The sequence below is a fragment of the Streptomyces sp. NBC_00989 genome, from assembly GCF_045162655.1.
Lineage (GTDB): Bacteria > Actinomycetota > Actinomycetes > Streptomycetales > Streptomycetaceae > Streptomyces.
The window spans coordinates 3,578,881-3,597,185 of sequence record NZ_CP108728.1 but is presented as its reverse complement, the minus strand read 5'-3'; the positions used below and the strand labels follow the sequence as shown (position 1 = coordinate 3,597,185).

At 64.9% G+C, this 18,305-nt stretch carries 12 protein-coding genes and 3 rRNA genes; 12 read left to right on the top strand and 3 right to left on the bottom strand.

What is annotated here, in order from left to right; genetic code table 11:
* The first annotated feature begins 9 nt into the window (after positions 1-9).
* Positions 10-1,539 carry a PQQ-binding-like beta-propeller repeat protein gene (locus OG714_RS15360; RefSeq protein ID WP_406121415.1) on the top strand — a complete coding sequence of 510 codons (1,530 nt, stop codon included), beginning with the start codon at positions 10-12 and terminating at the stop codon, positions 1,537-1,539.
* A gap of 68 nt (positions 1,540-1,607) precedes the next feature.
* Here the strand turns inward: OG714_RS15360 and OG714_RS15355 are convergent, their stop codons facing one another.
* A complete protein-coding gene (locus OG714_RS15355; protein ID WP_019075417.1) occupies positions 1,608-1,889 on the bottom strand; it encodes a DUF397 domain-containing protein in 282 nt (93 codons plus the stop codon).
* Between the two features lie 282 nt (positions 1,890-2,171).
* On the opposite strand from OG714_RS15355, the gene rpsO reads away from it, so the two are divergent.
* The 5 genes from rpsO (at position 2,172) to OG714_RS15330 (ending at position 7,675) form a co-directional block, all read left to right on the top strand.
* Positions 2,172-2,459, top strand: a complete 288-nt coding sequence (gene rpsO, locus OG714_RS15350; RefSeq protein ID WP_019064787.1) for a 30S ribosomal protein S15 — start codon at positions 2,172-2,174, stop codon at positions 2,457-2,459.
* Between the two features lie 359 nt (positions 2,460-2,818).
* Complete coding sequence (locus OG714_RS15345) at positions 2,819-5,041, top strand: polyribonucleotide nucleotidyltransferase (protein ID WP_406121413.1); 2,223 nt, start codon at positions 2,819-2,821, stop codon at positions 5,039-5,041.
* Positions 5,038-6,417, top strand: coding sequence for a M16 family metallopeptidase (locus tag OG714_RS15340; protein WP_406121411.1), 1,380 nt, complete (start codon positions 5,038-5,040; stop codon positions 6,415-6,417). Before OG714_RS15345 ends, OG714_RS15340 begins: the two co-directional genes overlap by 4 nt.
* 42 nt (positions 6,418-6,459) lie before the next feature.
* Positions 6,460-7,212, top strand: a complete 753-nt coding sequence (gene dapB / locus OG714_RS15335; protein WP_406121409.1) for a 4-hydroxy-tetrahydrodipicolinate reductase — start codon at positions 6,460-6,462, stop codon at positions 7,210-7,212.
* A gap of 10 nt (positions 7,213-7,222) precedes the next feature.
* Positions 7,223-7,675: a hypothetical protein gene (locus tag OG714_RS15330; protein WP_406121407.1), complete on the top strand. Its 453-nt coding sequence runs from the start codon at positions 7,223-7,225 to the stop codon at positions 7,673-7,675.
* Between the two features lie 107 nt (positions 7,676-7,782).
* Here OG714_RS15330 and OG714_RS15325 read toward each other — a convergent pair whose 3' ends face one another.
* The gene (locus OG714_RS15325) at positions 7,783-8,337 is read right to left on the bottom strand and encodes a hypothetical protein (RefSeq protein WP_406121405.1); all 555 of its coding nucleotides are present in this window, start codon (positions 8,335-8,337) and stop codon (positions 7,783-7,785) included.
* 122 nt (positions 8,338-8,459) lie between these two features.
* Entirely contained in the window at positions 8,460-8,699 is a 240-nt protein-coding gene (locus OG714_RS15320; protein WP_406121404.1) for a hypothetical protein, read from the bottom strand.
* Positions 8,700-8,855: 156 nt separating this feature from the next.
* Here OG714_RS15320 and thyX point away from each other — a divergent pair, with 156 nt between their 5' ends.
* The 6 genes from thyX to rrf all read left to right on the top strand — a co-directional run bounded on the left by thyX (position 8,856) and on the right by rrf (position 18,227).
* On the top strand, positions 8,856-9,617 hold the full coding sequence (gene thyX / locus OG714_RS15315; protein ID WP_406121403.1) for an FAD-dependent thymidylate synthase: 762 nt from the start codon (positions 8,856-8,858) through the stop codon (positions 9,615-9,617).
* A 211-nt stretch (positions 9,618-9,828) separates the two neighbouring features.
* Positions 9,829-10,728, top strand: a complete 900-nt coding sequence (gene dapA, locus OG714_RS15310) for a 4-hydroxy-tetrahydrodipicolinate synthase (protein WP_406121401.1) — start codon at positions 9,829-9,831, stop codon at positions 10,726-10,728.
* Between the two features lie 128 nt (positions 10,729-10,856).
* Entirely contained in the window at positions 10,857-12,542 is a 1,686-nt protein-coding gene (locus OG714_RS15305) for a ribonuclease J (RefSeq protein WP_033284980.1), read from the top strand.
* A 513-nt stretch (positions 12,543-13,055) separates the two neighbouring features.
* Positions 13,056-14,581: ribosomal RNA gene (locus tag OG714_RS15300) — 16S ribosomal RNA — on the top strand.
* Between the two features lie 315 nt (positions 14,582-14,896).
* A 23S ribosomal RNA gene (locus OG714_RS15295) occupies positions 14,897-18,019 on the top strand.
* A 91-nt stretch (positions 18,020-18,110) separates the two neighbouring features.
* Positions 18,111-18,227: ribosomal RNA gene (rrf, locus tag OG714_RS15290) — 5S ribosomal RNA — on the top strand.
* Together the 16S, 23S and 5S rRNA genes form the textbook arrangement of a ribosomal RNA operon.
* Positions 18,228-18,305 lie beyond the last annotated feature (78 nt).

Genomic DNA, 18,305 nt, shown 5'->3' with positions numbered 1-18,305 from the left:
TTCGCCCGCGTGAGCTTCGGCCCACCCCCCTCCCCGTACACCCACTCCGTCCTCACGCGGAACGACCAGCACAAGAAGCGCCGCCGGAACAGGCTGCTCGGGCTGCTCGCGGTCGTCCTCGTGGCGGCCGTCGGCACCGCCGGCCTGCTGGCCGCCAGGGGCGACGACAAGAAGAAGGCGGCGGCGAGCGACAACGCCCCCGCGGCGAGCCAGGGACGCCTCGAGGTCCGGGACACGGTCGAGAAGAAGCCCGCCACCACCACCGGCGACATGGCGTTCCGCCTCTCGATCGACGACGCGGTCGCCGGCGAGCACACCGAGATGCCGGGCACCTGGGCCACCGACAAGATCCTCGCCAAGGGCATCAACCAGACGCTGGCCGGCTTCAGGACGGGCACCGACGCCGTACCGGGCGACGAGGTGTGGCAACTCCGCCTGGCCGGCCCGATCTGCGGCTACACCCGCCGTGTGACCGGCGAGAACCGTACGGCCGTGGTCTTCAGGGACGGCAAGGACAAGGCGTCCCCCTGCGACCACGTCGCCTTCTTCGACCTCGACGACGGCAAGCAGATCTGGGAGCACGAGTTCCCCGTCTCCACGGTCGGCGACGAACCGGGCTCCCCGACGGACGGCGCCACCCAGGACACCCCGAGCGTCACCCTCACCCACGCCACCGTGGCCGTCACCTGGGGCGGCGGCACGGACGCGTACGACATGGACACCGGCGAGCGGACCTGGCGTACGACGGAGTCCGGCTCGTGCCAGGACATGGGGGCCGCGGGCGGACGCGCCCTGCTCGTCCGGTTGGAGTGCTGGGACGACAGCACGACCGCCGCCTCCTGGCAGACGATCACCTACAAGGTGCGCAAGGTCGATCCCGGCACCGGCAAGGAGAAGTGGACGTACGCCGGGACCAAGGGCCTGCGGGATCTCGAACTGCCGTCGAGCGATCCCCCGGTCCTGGCCATCTCGGCGGGGGAGACGGGCTTCACCGAGCTGCTCTCCCTCGACGACCGGGGCAAGGTGCGCGCCACGATGGGCCTGACCAGCGGCAACTACGTCGGCGACTGCTCCGACGAGATCGACTACCTCGTCGTCGACGACTGCCAGACGATCGCCGTCGGCCTCGGCCAGGTCTTCGTCCGGAGCAAGGAGGCGGGCGCTCCGCACAACGCGAACTGGATCATCGGCTTCGACCTGGCGACCGGGAAGACGACGGAGAAGTTCGAGTCGGGGCCGGGCTCCCTGCTGTACCCGCTGCGCGTGAGCGGCAGCCGGCTCCTCGCGCTGCGGATGAGCGACGACCGCATCTCGCCCTCGGCACTCGTCAGCCTCGACCCGAAGACCGGCAAGGAGACCCCGTACCTCTATTTCGGGGTGCCGCAGGACGCCGACACCCTCACGGCCCTCGACGCGAACGACATCGTCGTCCAGGACGGCCGGCTGTACTTCGCGGCCCACGCGGCGGACGGTCCCAGCAGCGGCAAGGCGTGGATCTGGCTGGTCCTGGGCATCGGGAGCAGCGCCACGAAGCAGTGACAGCACGGTGCGGAGACGGGAAGAGGGGCGGCACGCGTGCGCGTGCCGCCCCTCTTCCCTGCCTACGACTACTGCTGCTCCTCCGGAGCCGGCTCCAGATCGAACTCGCCGTCCCGGGCGCCCAGCACGAAGGCCGTCCACTCCGCCTCCGTGTACCGCAGCACGGTCTCCGGGTCGAGCGACGAGCGCATGGCGACCGCGCCGTCGGGCAGGTCGGCGATCTCGACGCGCTCCTCGTGCTCCTCCGTGCCCGGCGCGCTGCGCCACTCGACACCCGAGATGTCGAGGGCGTACAGCTCGTCCCGCTCCCGCTCCTTGCGTGCCTTGATCTCCTGCTCCGTCTCCGCCATGGCGAAGCGACCCCTTCCGGACGAACCGACGTGATCTGCGTCTACGTGCAGATGCAGATCACCCTAGTGGCCGTATCCGCCCCGGTCAGGGCCCTTCAGGGAGCTGGACCGAGGCATCCCCCCGGGCTGGTACGCTGTGTAGCGGCCGTTTGTGTACGCACCCCTGGAGCTCACCGCTCCGGAGGCCGCGCCCTACGGATCCCGCCTCCCGAGTTACGGAAGCTCCCCTGAGAAGTGGACCAGGGGCACTCGGTGGCACATCTCAGACTACGAGGAGTACGCGTGTCGCTCGACGCCGCTACGAAGAAGCAGCTCATCAGTGAGTTCGGTCAGAAGGAGGGCGACACCGGCTCCCCCGAGGTCCAGGTCGCCATGCTCTCGCGCCGTATCTCGGACCTGACCGAGCACCTCAAGACCCACAAGCACGACCACCACTCCCGTCGTGGTCTGCTGATCCTGGTCGGTCAGCGCCGTCGGCTGCTCCAGTACCTGGCCAAGAAGGACATCCAGCGCTTCCGTGCGCTGGTCGACCGCCTGGGCATCCGCCGCGGTGCGGCGGGCGCCAAGTAAGACGCCGTGAAGGGGAGCGGTTCCCGAAACGATCGGGAGCCGCTCCCTTTGCCGTACGTGCGGATTGCCCGTACGTACGGAAACGTGCGGAGTGTCACTCACGCTTTGTAGTGTGGTAGCACAACGCACGATGTGAGACGCAGGACGTACGACCCAGCACGACCACCTGCGACAGAGCACGACCACGAAGAGGAGAAGCGCGCCTCGCAGCCGCCGGTCCTCGGTAGTGGCCCCCGGGCAGGAAACCCCGGGTGCTTCGATCGAAGACCGGCCCGCACCAGACAGCGCTTCTCCGCCACCGTCCCCCCGCCACACGGGCGGGGAGGGACGAAAGACGACAAGTAACGGAGAAAACGCTAGTGGAGAACGAGACCCACTACGCCGAGGCCGTCATTGACAACGGTACTTTCGGCACCCGCACCATCCGCTTCGAGACGGGCAGGCTGGCCAGGCAGGCCGCCGGCTCCGCCGTGGCGTACCTGGACGACGACACCATGGTGCTGTCGGCCACCACCGCCTCCAAGAAGCCCAAGGACAATCTCGACTTCTTCCCCCTCACGGTGGACGTCGAGGAGCGGATGTACGCCGCCGGCAAGATCCCCGGCAGCTTCTTCCGCCGTGAGGGCCGCCCCTCCGAGGACGCGATCCTCACCTGCCGGCTGATCGACCGCCCGCTGCGCCCGTCCTTCAAGAAGGGCCTGCGCAACGAGATCCAGGTCGTCGCCACGATCATGGCCCTCAACCCCGACCACCTGTACGACGTCGTGGCGATCAACGCCGCCTCCGCGTCCACGCAGCTGGCCGGTCTGCCCTTCTCCGGCCCGATCGGCGGCGTCCGCGTCGCGCTGATCAACGGCCAGTGGGTCGCGTTCCCGACGCACACCGAGCTCGAGGACGCCGTCTTCGACATGGTCGTCGCCGGTCGCGTCCTGGACGACGGCGACGTCGCGATCATGATGGTCGAGGCCGAGGCCACCGAGAAGACCATCCAGCTGGTCGCGGGCGGCGCCGAGGCGCCCACCGAGGAGGTCGTCGCCTCCGGTCTGGACGCCGCGAAGCCCTTCATCAAGGTGCTCTGCAAGGCCCAGGCCGACCTCGCCGCGAAGGCCGCCAAGCCGACCGGCGAGTTCCCGGTCTTCCTCGACTACCAGGACGACGTCCTGGAGGCCCTGACCGCCGCGGTCAAGAGCGAGCTCTCCCAGGCGCTCACCATCGCCGGCAAGCAGGAGCGCGAGGCCGAGCTGGACCGCATCAAGGAGATCGCCGCCGAGAAGCTGCTCCCGCAGTTCGAGGGTCGCGAGAAGGAGATCTCCGGTGCTTACCGCTCGCTGACCAAGTCCCTGGTGCGCGAGCGCGTCATCAAGGACAAGGTCCGCATCGACGGCCGTGGCGTCACGGACATCCGTACGCTCGCCGCCGAGGTCGAGGCCATCCCGCGCGTGCACGGTTCCGCGCTGTTCGAGCGTGGCGAGACCCAGATCCTGGGCGTCACCACCCTCAACATGCTCCGCATGGAGCAGCAGCTGGACACCCTCTCCCCGGTGACCCGCAAGCGCTACATGCACAACTACAACTTCCCGCCGTACTCGGTCGGCGAGACCGGCCGCGTCGGCTCCCCGAAGCGCCGCGAGATCGGTCACGGTGCGCTCGCCGAGCGCGCGATCGTGCCGGTCCTCCCGACGCGCGAGGAGTTCCCCTACGCGATCCGTCAGGTCTCCGAGGCCCTCGGCTCGAACGGCTCGACGTCCATGGGCTCGGTCTGCGCCTCCACCATGTCGCTGCTGAACGCCGGTGTGCCCCTCAAGGCCCCCGTCGCCGGTATCGCCATGGGCCTGATCTCCCAGGAGATCAACGGCGAGACGCACTACGTCGCCCTCACCGACATCCTCGGTGCGGAGGACGCCTTCGGCGACATGGACTTCAAGGTCGCCGGCACCAAGGAGTTCGTCACCGCCCTCCAGCTCGACACCAAGCTGGACGGCATCCCCGCCTCCGTCCTGGCCGCCGCTCTCAAGCAGGCCCGTGACGCCCGCCTCCACATCCTCGACGTGATGATGGAAGCGATCGACACGCCGGACGAGATGTCCCCGAACGCCCCGCGGATCATCACCGTCAAGATCCCCGTGGACAAGATCGGCGAGGTCATCGGCCCGAAGGGCAAGATGATCAACCAGATCCAGGAGGACACCGGCGCCGACATCACGATCGAGGACGACGGCACCATCTACATCGGTGCCGCGCAGGGCTCGCAGGCCGAGGCCGCTCGCGCAGTGATCAACGGCATCGCCAACCCGACCATGCCGGAGGTCGGCGAGCGCTACCTGGGTACGGTCGTCAAGACCACCACCTTCGGTGCGTTCGTGTCGCTGCTCCCGGGCAAGGACGGTCTGCTGCACATCTCGCAGATCCGCAAGCTCGCCGGCGGCAAGCGCGTGGAGAACGTCGAGGACGTCGTCGGCGTGGGCCAGAAGGTCCAGGTCGAGATCGCCGAGATCGACTCCCGCGGCAAGCTCTCCCTGATCCCCGTCATCGAGGGTGAAGAGAACGCCGAGGACGACAAGAAGGACGACGACGACAAGTGACGTCGACCAGCACCACGACGACGGCCCGCACCTCCCCGGAGGCGCGGGCCGTCGCCCGTACCCAAACCCTCATCCAGGGCACCAACGGCATCGGCACGGTCCGTAAGACCACCCTCCCGGGCGGCCTGCGCATCGTCACCGAGACGCTGCCCTCGGTCCGCTCCGCGACCTTCGGCATCTGGGCACACGTGGGCTCCCGCGACGAGACACCGTCACTGAACGGCGCCACGCACTACCTGGAGCACCTCCTCTTCAAGGGCACGCACAAGCGCAGCGCGCTGGACATCTCCTCCGCGATCGACGCGGTCGGCGGCGAGATGAACGCGTTCACGGCGAAGGAGTACACGTGCTACTACGCGCGCGTGCTCGACACCGACCTGCCGCTCGCCATCGACGTGGTCTGCGACATGCTGACCGGCTCCCTCATCCGTGAGGACGACGTCAACGTCGAGCGCGGCGCCATCCTCGAAGAGATCGCCATGACGGAGGACGACCCGGGCGACTGCGTGCACGACCTGTTCGCGCGCACGATGTTCGGCGACAACCCCCTCGGCCGCCCGGTCCTCGGCACGGTCGACACCGTCAACGCCCTCACCGCGGACCGCATCCGCCGCTTCTACAAGAAGCACTACGACCCGACCCACCTCGTGGTCGCCGCGGCCGGCAACATCGACCACGACAAGGTCGTACGACAGGTCCGCGCGGCCTTCGAGAAGGCGGGCGCCTTCCGCACCCCCGAGGCGGCGCCCATCGCCCCGCGCGACGGCCGCCGCGTGCTGCGCTCCACCGGCAAGGTCGAGCTGATCGGCCGCAAGACCGAGCAGGCGCACGTCGTCCTCGGCATGCCCGGCCTGGCCCGCACCGACGAGCGCCGCTGGGCGCTGGGGGTCCTCAACACGGCCCTCGGCGGCGGCATGTCGTCCCGCCTCTTCCAGGAGGTCCGGGAGAAGCGCGGCCTGGCCTACAGCGTGTACTCGTACACGTCCGGCTTCGCAGACTGCGGCCTCTTCGGCGTCTACGCCGGCTGCCGGCCCTCGCAGGTCCACGACGTGCTGAAGATCTGCCGCGACGAACTCGACCAGGTCGCCGCGAACGGCCTGTCCGACGACGAGATCGGCCGCGCCGTCGGCCAGTTGCAGGGCTCCACCGTCCTCGGCCTGGAGGACACGGGTGCGCTGATGAACCGTATCGGCAAGAGCGAGCTGTGCTGGGGCGTGCAGATGTCGGTCGACGACATGCTGGCCCGGATCGCGTCGGTCACCCCGGACGAGGTCCGCGAGGTCGCCCGCGAGATCCTGGGACAGCGGCCCTCGCTGTCGGTCATCGGCCCGCTCAAGGACAAGCAGGCGGCCCGACTGCACGAAGCCGTCGCCTAACACCCGCCTTCGGAACCCGTATCCGGTAAGGAAGCAAGAACGATGAGCAAGCTGCGCGTGGCGGTCCTCGGTGCCAAGGGCCGGATCGGCGCCGAGGCGGTACGAGCCGTCGAGGCCGCCGAGGACATGGAACTGGTGGCCGCCCTGGGCCGGGGCGACTCACTGGAGACGCTCACGGAGTCCGGCGCCCAGGTCGCCGTCGAACTGACCACCCCCGTCTCGGTGATGGACAACCTCGACTACTGCGTGGGCCACGGCATCCACGCGGTCGTCGGCACGACGGGCTGGACCGACGAACGCCTCGCGCAGCTGAACGCCTGGCTCGCCAAGTCGCCGGAGACGGGCGTGCTCATCGCGCCCAACTTCTCCATCGGCGCCGTACTCACCATGAAGTTCGCGCAGATCGCCGCGCCCTACTTCGAGTCCGTCGAGGTCATCGAACTGCACCACCCGAACAAGGTGGACGCCCCCAGCGGCACCGCCACCCGCACCGCCCAGCTCATCGCCGAGGCCCGCGCGAAGGCCGGCTCGGCCCCGGCGCCGGACGCCACGACCACGGCCCTGGACGGGGCGCGCGGCGCGAACGTCGACGGCATCCCGGTGCACGCCGTCCGGCTGCGCGGCCTGCTGGCCCACCAGGAGGTCCTGCTGGGTGGCGAGGGCGAGACGTTGACCGTCCGCCACGATTCGCTCCACCACAGCAGCTTCATGCCGGGCATCCTGCTCGGCGCCCGCCGCGTGGTGACGACCCCGGGCCTCACCTTCGGCCTGGAACACTTCCTGGACCTGGGCTGAGGCTCACGACATGCGCGCCAAACTCACCTACGCCGTCACGGCCGCCGTCCTGGTCTTCTACTTCGTCCTGGTCGGCAGCCGCGGCGTCATGCTCATACAGGCGGGCACGCTCATCACGGTCACCTTCGGGATCGCGGTCCTGATCCTGCCGGTGATCGGCATCTGGTTCCTCTGGAAGAACACCCAGTTCGTCCGCAACGCCAACAAGCTCGCCGCCGAACTCGACGCCGAAGGCGGCCTGCCCGTCGACGAGTTGAGGCGCACCGAGGGCGGCCGCATCGACCGCGACTCCGCCGACGAGGTCTTCGCCAAGCGCAAGGCCGAGACGGAGGACGCCCCCGACGACTGGCGCAACTGGTTCCGTCTCGCCGTCGCCTACCACGACGCCCGCGACACCCCGCGCGCCCGCAAGGCGATGCAACGCGCCATCGCCTTGCACGCCGGCCGCCCCATCCAGGCCTGACCCGCAGGACGACACCCACGCGCACGCCGAAGGGGCCGACCCGCACACAGAGTGCGGACCAGCCCCTTCGTCATACGGCTGCTCGGCTTACGGCTGTTGTCGGGCGGTCAGCTCCGCCGGCACTCGTCGGACCACACCTCGACCGAGTCCGCGGCCCGGTCGAAGGCGGAGGCACGCGCCACGAAGTCGATGTCGTGCGTGGTCAGCAGCGCGGTCACGTCCTCCGGAGCACGGTCCTTCCGTACGAGGAGCAGGGCCTGTCCCTGCACCGTGCGCGGCAGTCCGAGCCAGCGCACCGGCTGCTGCACCGTCCGTACGGCGACGACCCGGTCCCACCGCACCGTGAGGGTGAAGAGGAACCGCACCCGGCGCAGCCCGCGCGCGCTCACCCACACGCCCATGCGCAACAGCCGCAGGGCGCAGAGGATGACGACCACCGCGATGCCGAGGATCACTCCGGCCTCGGACCGCGAGCCGGTCAACGCGATGATGACCGCGGCGAACAGCACGTACGACGCGAGCAGCAGCACGAGCGCCGCCACCGCCACCCGCCACGGTCCGGGCCGGTAGGGGCGCCGCCAGTGGTCGCGGTCGTCGAACGGCAGCGCGAGCTCGTCCGCGGCCTCGAATGCGCGGTCGGCCGTAAGGAAGGGCAGGGGCACGGCTGGTGTCCTCACTGAATCCATGCGTGGGCTGTGCTCGGTGAGGCTATCCGGCCGTGTACCCGCTCACCACCGTTGGGGGTCCGGATGAGTCATGGTCAGCTGTACGGCTGCGCGCCAGGTCAGCGATTGTCGGCGGCCTGGGACTGCTGGTTCTGGGTCGAGAGGTTGTTCTGCGACAGTGCCGGCATCCCGAGGACCAGGGAGCCCACGATTCCGGCGATGATGGTGAGACCCAGGAGCCAACGCCCGGCTATCTGACCGGCGGACGCACGCTCGTGGGGCGGCGGTGTGACATTGCTGCGGAAGCGGTCGGTCTCGGCGATGAAGGCGAACGGAACGGGTTCGCGCCGACGGAACATCGGTGGTGCTTCTCCCTTCGGGGATCGAACGGATGGTTCTCACCGGTACAGACGAGCGAACGGGGTGAAAGGTGCCCTGTTTCTCCGATTTCACTCAGCCAAGACAGTGAAAGTCCGGTTTGGCGGGCCGTAGAGTGGCGCTCGCCAAGAGCCAAGATGGGAAGGACCTTCCGAACCGTGACGCCCACATCCGACGACGATTTCAAGATCGACCTCCGCAGTGAAGTCACCGTTGAGCTGGTCAAACACAGCGCGGCGGATTCCGACGTGCTGTTCGCGGCCCGTGTGTCGACCGTCGGCGAGCAGTCCCTGGACGAGATGGGCAAGGACCCTGAGAGCTCCAAAGGGCTGATCAATTACCTGATGCGGGATCGGCACGGCAGCCCGTTCGAGCACAACTCGATGACCTTCTTCATCAGCGCTCCGATCTTCGTCTTCCGCGAGTTCATGCGGCACCGGGTGGGCTGGTCCTACAACGAGGAGTCGGGACGCTACAGGGAGCTGCAGCCCGTGTTCTACGTGCCGGACACGTCGCGCAAGCTGGTGCAGCAGGGACGGCCCGGCAAGTACGTGTTCGTCGAGGGCACCTCGGAGCAGCACGACTTCGTGGGGCAGGCCATGGAGGAGTCGTACCGTCAGGCGTACGGGGCGTACCAGGAGATGCTCGCGCAGGGCGTAGCCCGCGAAGTAGCTCGCGCCGTCCTCCCCGTGGGCCTCTTCTCCTCGATGTACGCCACGTGCAACGCGCGCTCGCTGATGCACTTCCTCGGGCTCCGCACGCAGCACGAGCTGGCGAAGGTGCCGTCCTTCCCGCAGCGGGAGATCGAGATGGTCGGCGAGAAGATGGAGGAGCAGTGGGCCAAGCTCATGCCGCTGACCTACTCCGCCTTCAATGCCAACGGTCGTGTCGCCCCGTAGCGCACCTCTGTTTGCCGGTCGGGCACACATGTACGGATGGGCCGCACGAAGTGTCCGTATTGCGGCATTTGGAGAAGTTCATCTAGCCTGATCAAACGGACCCGGCACTGCTTGAACCCCCGAGCAGGCAGTGCCGGGCTCCATATTTGTCACGACTTGTCGCCTGCCCCTAGGGCAGACCCCGCATTGAGCAGCGAGTAGCGTGTTACCCATGGCTCCGACCTCCACTCCGCAGACCCCCTTCGGGCGGGTCCTCACCGCCATGGTCACGCCCTTCACGGCGGACGGCGCACTCGACCTCGACGGCGCTCAGCGGCTCGCTACCCACCTGGTGGACGCAGGCAACGACGGCCTGGTCATCAACGGCACCACCGGTGAGTCCCCGACCACCAGCGACGCGGAGAAAACGGATCTCGTACGAGCCGTACTGGAAGCGGTCGGCGACCGCGCCCACGTCGTCGCCGGCGTCGGCACCAACGACACCCACCACAGCGTCGAACTCGCCCGCACGGCCGAACGAACCGGCGCACACGGCCTGCTCGTCGTCACGCCGTACTACAACAAGCCCCCGCAGGAGGGCCTCTACCGGCACTTCACGGCCGTCGCCGACGCCGCCGAACTACCGGTCATGCTCTACGACATCCCCGGCCGCAGCGGTGTCCCGATCGGCACGGAGACCCTGGTCAGGCTCGCCGAGCACCCGCGGATCGTCGCCAACAAGGACGCCAAGGGCGACCTCGGCCGGGCCAGCTGGGCCATCGCCCGGACCGGCCTGGCCTGGTACTCCGGCGACGACATGCTGAACCTGCCGCTGCTCTCCGTGGGCGCGGTCGGCTTCGTCTCGGTCGTCGGCCATGTGGTCACACCCGAGCTGCGCACCCTGGTGGAGGCGTACGTCTCCGGTGACGTCCAGAAGGCCACCGAGATCCACCAGAAGCTGCTCCCCGTCTACACCGGCATGTTCCGCACCCAGGGCGTCATGACCACCAAGGCCGCGCTCGCCCTCCAGGGACTGCCCGCCGGACCGCTGCGCTCACCGATGGTCGAGTGCTCGCCCGAGGAGATCGCCCAGCTCAAGATCGATCTTGCCGCCGGCGGGGTACAGCTCTGACAACGGACTTCACAACTCAATACGCAGGGCTTCGGCGCCTGCACCCCACATCCGACAACTGCATTTGCACGAACGTCATGCGCGCCACGTGCCCATAGGTACGTGGCGCGCATGGGTAGGAGAGTCTTTTGAGTCATCCGCATCCTGAACTCGCCCCGCCGCCCAAGCTCCCCGAAGGCGGCCTGAGGGTCACCCCACTCGGCGGCCTCGGGGAAATCGGCCGAAACATGACGGTCTTCGAATACGGCGGCCGCCTACTGATCGTCGACTGCGGCGTGCTCTTCCCCGAGGAGGAGCAGCCCGGAATCGACCTGATCCTGCCGGACTTCACGTCCATCAGGGACCGCCTCGACGACATCGACGGCATCGTCCTCACGCATGGCCATGAGGACCACATCGGCGGTGTCCCCTACCTCCTTCGCGAGAAGGCGGACATCCCGCTGATCGGCTCCAAGCTGACCCTCGCACTCATCGAGGCGAAGCTCCAGGAACACCGCATCCGGCCGTACACGCTCGAGGTCGCCGAGGGGCACCGCGAGCGCATCGGCCCCTTCGACTGCGAGTTCGTCGCGGTCAACCACTCGATCCCGGACGCGCTCGCGGTCGCCATCCGCACGCCCGCGGGCATGGTCGTCCACACGGGCGACTTCAAGATGGACCAGCTCCCGCTGGACGGCCGTCTCACAGATCTACACGCGTTCGCACGGCTGAGCGAGGAGGGCATCGACCTGCTCCTCGCCGACTCGACGAACGCCGAGGTCCCTGGGTTCGTCCCGCCCGAGCGCGACATCTCGAACGTCCTGCGACAGGTCTTCGGCAACGCCCGCAAGCGGATCATCGTGGCCAGCTTCGCCAGCCACGTCCACCGCATCCAGCAGATCCTGGACACGGCCCACGAGTACGGCCGCAGGGTCGCCTTCGTCGGCCGCTCAATGGTCCGCAACATGGGCATCGCCCGTGACCTCGGCTATCTCAAGGTCCCGCCGGGCCTGGTGGTGGACGTCAAGACGCTCGACGACCTTCCGGACAGCCAGGTCGTCCTGGTCTGCACGGGCTCGCAGGGCGAACCGATGGCGGCCCTGTCCCGCATGGCCAACCGGGACCACCAGATCCGCATCGTCGCCGGCGACACGGTGATCCTGGCCTCGTCGCTCATCCCGGGCAACGAGAACGCGGTCTACCGGGTCATCAACGGCCTCACCCGCTGGGGCGCCAACGTCGTCCACAAGGGCAACGCCAAGGTCCACGTCTCCGGACACGCCTCGGCCGGCGAGCTGCTGTACTTCTACAACATCTGCCGCCCGAAGAACCTGATGCCGGTCCACGGCGAATGGCGCCACCTACGGGCCAACGCCGAACTGGGCGCCATGACCGGCGTCCCGCACGACCGGATCGTCATCGCCGAGGACGGCGTGGTCGTCGACCTCATCGAGGGCAAGGCGAAGATCTCGGGCAAGGTGCAGGCGGGTTACGTCTACGTCGACGGCCTCTCGGTCGGCGATGTCGGCGAGCCCGCGCTGAAGGACCGCAGGATCCTGGGTGACGAGGGCATCATCTCGGTCTTCGTCGTCGTGGACTCGTCCACCGGCAAGATCACGGGCGGTCCGCACATCCAGGCGCGCGGCTCCGGCATCGAGGACTCCGCCTTCGTGGACGTGGTCCCCAGGATCACGGAGGTCCTGGAGCGCTCGGCCCAGGACGGCGTGGTGGAACCCCACCAGCTGCAGCAACTGATCCGCCGCACGCTCGGCAAGTGGGTCTCGGACAACTATCGGCGCAGGCCGATGATCCTCCCGGTCGTCGTGGAGGTCTGACAGTCGTACGACCCCTCGTACGCGTGAACCTGGAGCGGGCCGCCTCGATTTGCATCGAGGCGGCCCGCTCCAGTACGTTTACGGCTCCGCCTGAGGGGGAACCCGGACACTTCGCGTGTACGGGAGCCACTCCCGAAGGACCGGAAAATCCGACTCAGAACTTCTGATAAAGTCGGAACCGCCGGAAAGGGAAACGCGGAAGCGGAAACCTGGAAAGCACCGAGGAAATCGGAACCGGAAACGGTCTGATAGAGTCGGAAACGCAAGACCGAAGGGAAAAGCCCGGAGGAAAGCCCGAGAGGGTGAGTACAAAGGAAGCGTCCGTTCCTTGAGAACTCAACAGTGTGCCAAAAATCAACGCCAGATATGTTAATACCCCGTCTCCACTCATCTTCTGATGTCTGGGACGAGGTTCCTTTGAAGAACACATACAGCGAGGACGCTGTGAACGGTCGGGCTTATTCCGCCTGACTGTTCCGCTCTCGTGTATGCGAACCGGATTACCGGTAAACATTCACGGAGAGTTTGATCCTGGCTCAGGACGAACGCTGGCGGCGTGCTTAACACATGCAAGTCGAACGATGAACCACTTCGGTGGGGATTAGTGGCGAACGGGTGAGTAACACGTGGGCAATCTGCCCTGCACTCTGGGACAAGCCCTGGAAACGGGGTCTAATACCGGATAATACTCCTGCACTCATGTGTGGGGGTTAAAAGCTCCGGCGGTGCAGGATGAGCCCGCGGCCTATCAGCTTGTTGGTGAGGTAATGGCTCACCAAGGCGACGACGGGTAGCCGGCCTGAGAGGGCGACCGGCCACACTGGGACTGAGACACGGCCCAGACTCCTACGGGAGGCAGCAGTGGGGAATATTGCACAATGGGCGAAAGCCTGATGCAGCGACGCCGCGTGAGGGATGACGGCCTTCGGGTTGTAAACCTCTTTCAGCAGGGAAGAAGCGCAAGTGACGGTACCTGCAGAAGAAGCGCCGGCTAACTACGTGCCAGCAGCCGCGGTAATACGTAGGGCGCAAGCGTTGTCCGGAATTATTGGGCGTAAAGAGCTCGTAGGCGGCTTGTCACGTCGGGTGTGAAAGCCCGGGGCTTAACCCCGGGTCTGCATTCGATACGGGCTAGCTAGAGTGTGGTAGGGGAGATCGGAATTCCTGGTGTAGCGGTGAAATGCGCAGATATCAGGAGGAACACCGGTGGCGAAGGCGGATCTCTGGGCCATTACTGACGCTGAGGAGCGAAAGCGTGGGGAGCGAACAGGATTAGATACCCTGGTAGTCCACGCCGTAAACGGTGGGAACTAGGTGTTGGCGACATTCCACGTCGTCGGTGCCGCAGCTAACGCATTAAGTTCCCCGCCTGGGGAGTACGGCCGCAAGGCTAAAACTCAAAGGAATTGACGGGGGCCCGCACAAGCAGCGGAGCATGTGGCTTAATTCGACGCAACGCGAAGAACCTTACCAAGGCTTGACATACACCGGAAAGCATTAGAGATAGTGCCCCCCTTGTGGTCGGTGTACAGGTGGTGCATGGCTGTCGTCAGCTCGTGTCGTGAGATGTTGGGTTAAGTCCCGCAACGAGCGCAACCCTTGTCCTGTGTTGCCAGCGTGCCCTTCGGGGTGACGGGGACTCACAGGAGACCGCCGGGGTCAACTCGGAGGAAGGTGGGGACGACGTCAAGTCATCATGCCCCTTATGTCTTGGGCTGCACACGTGCTACAATGGCCGGTACAATGAGCTGCGATACCGTGAGGTGGAGCGAATCTCAAAAAGCCGGTCTCAGTTCGGATTGGGGTCTGCAACTCGACCCCATGAAGTCGGAGTTGCTAGTAATCGCAGATCAGCATTGCTGCGGTGAATACGTTCCCGGGCCTTGTACACACCGCCCGTCACGTCACGAAAGTCGGTAACACCCGAAGCCGGTGGCCCAACCCCTTGTGGGAGGGAGCTGTCGAAGGTGGGACTGGCGATTGGGACGAAGTCGTAACAAGGTAGCCGTACCGGAAGGTGCGGCTGGATCACCTCCTTTCTAAGGAGCACTTCTTACCGATCCCTTCGGGGTGAGGTCAGAGGCCAGTACATCGGCGAATGTCCGGTGCTGGTTGCTCAAGGGTGGAACGTTGATTATTCGGTGTCGCCGCTCATCTCGGGCTGCAAGTACTGCTCTTCGGGGCGTGGAAAGCTGACCACGAGTGACGGGAACACCGGGCACGCTGTTGGGTGTCTGAAGGTACGGCTGTAACAAGCTGCCTTCAGTGCCGACCCCAGTGAACTCCGGTGGTAGCCGGGGGTGATGGGTGGTTGGTCGTTGTTTGAGAACTGCACAGTGGACGCGAGCATCTGTGGCCAAGTTTTTAAGGGCGCACGGTGGATGCCTTGGCACCAGGAACCGATGAAGGACGTGGGAGGCCACGATAGTCCCCGGGGAGTCGTCAACCAGGCTTTGATCCGGGGGTTTCCGAATGGGGAAACCCGGCAGTCGTCATGGGCTGTCACCCTTGCCTGAACACATAGGGCAAGTGGAGGGAACGCGGGGAAGTGAAACATCTCAGTACCCGCAGGAAGAGAAAACAACCGTGATTCCGGGAGTAGTGGCGAGCGAAACCGGATGAGGCCAAACCGTATACGTGTGAGACCCGGCAGGGGTTGCGTGTACGGGGTTGTGGGATCTCTCTTTCACAGTCTGCCGGCTGTGAGACGAGTCAGAAACCGTTGATGTAGGCGAAGGACATGCGAAAGGTCCGGCGTAGAGGGTAAGACCCCCGTAGTCGAAACGTCAACGGCTCGTTTGAGAGACACCCAAGTAGCACGGGGCCCGAGAAATCCCGTGTGAATCTGGCGGGACCACCCGCTAAGCCTAAATATTCCCTGGTGACCGATAGCGGATAGTACCGTGAGGGAATGGTGAAAAGTACCGCGGGAGCGGAGTGAAATAGTACCTGAAACCGTGTGCCTACAAGCCGTGGGAGCGTCGCGTTGCATGCTTGCATGCAACGTCGTGACTGCGTGCCTTTTGAAGAATGAGCCTGCGAGTTTGCGGTGTGTTGCGAGGTTAACCCGTGTGGGGAAGCCGTAGCGAAAGCGAGTCCGAATAGGGCGATTTAGTAGCGCGCTCAAGACCCGAAGCGGAGTGATCTAGCCATGGGCAGGTTGAAGCGGAGGTAAGACTTCGTGGAGGACCGAACCCACCAGGGTTGAAAACCTGGGGGATGACCTGTGGTTAGGGGTGAAAGGCCAATCAAACTCCGTGATAGCTGGTTCTCCCCGAAATGCATTTAGGTGCAGCGTCGTGTGTTTCTTGCCGGAGGTAGAGCACTGGATAGGCGATGGGCCCTACCGGGTTACTGACCTTAGCCAAACTCCGAATGCCGGTAAGTGAGAGCACGGCAGTGAGACTGTGGGGGATAAGCTCCATGGTCGAGAGGGAAACAGCCCAGAGCATCGACTAAGGCCCCTAAGCGTACGCTAAGTGGGAAAGGATGTGGAGTCGCAGAGACAACCAGGAGGTTGGCTTAGAAGCAGCCACCCTTGAAAGAGTGCGTAATAGCTCACTGGTCTAGTGATTCCGCGCCGACAATGTAGCGGGGCTCAAGCGTACCGCCGAAGTCGTGTCATTCCAGTAATAGGGCCAACGCCTGCTGGGATGGGTAGGGGAGCGTCGTGTGCCGGGTGAAGCTGCAGCGGAAGCTAGTGGTGGACGGTTCACGAGTGAGAATGCAGGCATGAGTAGCGATACACACGTGAGAAACGTGTGCGCCGATTGACTAAGGGTTCCTGGGTCAAGCTGATCTGCCCAGGGTAAGTCGGGACCTAAGGCGAGGCCGACAGGCGTAGTCGATGGATAACCGGTTGATATTCCGGTACCCGCTGTGAAGCGTCAAACATCGAGCATCGTGATGCTAAGGCCGTGAAGCCGTTCCGGACCCTTCGGGGAATGGAAAGTGGTGGAGCCGCCGGCCCAAGCGGTTAGTAGGTGAGTGATGGGGTGACGCAGGAAGGTAGTCCATCCCGGGCGGTGGTTGTCCCGGGGTAAGGGTGTAGGACGTGGTCTAGGCAAATCCGGATCACACATAGTCTGAGACCTGATGCCGAGCCGATTGTGGTGAAGTGGATGATCCTATGCTGTCGAGAAAAGCCTCTAGCGAGTTTCATGGCGGCCCGTACCCTAAACCGACTCAGGTGGTCAGGTAGAGAATACCGAGGCGTTCGGGTGAACTATGGTTAAGGAACTCGGCAAAATGCCCCCGTAACTTCGGGAGAAGGGGGGCCATCACTGGTGATCGGATTTACTCCGTGAGCTGGGGGTGGCCGCAGAGACCAGCGAGAAGCGACTGTTTACTAAAAACACAGGTCCGTGCGAAGCCGTAAGGCGATGTATACGGACTGACGCCTGCCCGGTGCTGGAACGTTAAGGGGACCGGTTAGTCACTCTTCGGGGTGGCGAAGCTGAGAACTTAAGCGCCAGTAAACGGCGGTGGTAACTATAACCATCCTAAGGTAGCGAAATTCCTTGTCGGGTAAGTTCCGACCTGCACGAATGGCGTAACGACTTCTCGACTGTCTCAACCATAGGCCCGGTGAAATTGCACTACGAGTAAAGATGCTCGTTTCGCGCAGCAGGACGGAAAGACCCCGGGACCTTTACTACAGTTTGATATTGGTGTTCGGTTCGGCTTGTGTAGGATAGCTGGGAGACTGTGAACTCTGGACGCCAGTTCAGGGGGAGTCGTCGTTGAAATACCAGTCTGGTCGTGCTGGATGTCTAACCTGGGTCCGTGATCCGGATCAGGGACAGTGTCTGATGGGTAGTTTAACTGGGGCGGTTGCCTCCTAAAGAGTAACGGAGGCGCCCAAAGGTTCCCTCAGCCTGGTTGGCAATCAGGTGTTGAGTGTAAGTGCACAAGGGAGCTTGACTGTGAGACCGACGGGTCGAGCAGGGACGAAAGTCGGGACTAGTGATCCGGCGGTGGCTTGTGGAAGCGCCGTCGCTCAACGGATAAAAGGTACCCCGGGGATAACAGGCTGATCTTCCCCAAGAGTCCATATCGACGGGATGGTTTGGCACCTCGATGTCGGCTCGTCGCATCCTGGGGCTGGAGTCGGTCCCAAGGGTTGGGCTGTTCGCCCATTAAAGCGGTACGCGAGCTGGGTTTAGAACGTCGTGAGACAGTTCGGTCCCTATCCGCTGCGCGCGCAGGAACATTGAGAAGGGCTGTCCCTAGTACGAGAGGACCGGGACGGACGAACCTCTGGTGTGCCAGTTGTTCTGCCAAGGGCATGGCTGGTTGGCTACGTTCGGGAGGGATAACCGCTGAAAGCATCTAAGCGGGAAGCCTGCTTCGAGATGAGTGTTCCCACCCCCTTGAGGGGTTAAGGCTCCCAGTAGACGACTGGGTTGATAGGCCGGATCTGGAAGGCGGGTAACCGCTGGAGGTGACCGGTACTAATAGGCCGAGGGCTTGTCCTCAGTTGCTCGCGTCCACTGTGTTGGTTCTGAAACCACGAACAACCCCATTGCCATGGTCACGGTGATGGTGCGGTTGTCTGTTTCATAGTGTTTCGGTGGTCATAGCGTGAGGGAAACGCCCGGTTACATTCCGAACCCGGAAGCTAAGCCTTACAGCGCCGATGGTACTGCAGGGGGGACCCTGTGGGAGAGTAGGACGCCGCCGAACAAATATTGAAAGGGTTGGATCCTGAACTTCGGTTCGGGGTCCAACCCTTTTTTGTTGTGCGTCACTTGAAGTTCACGT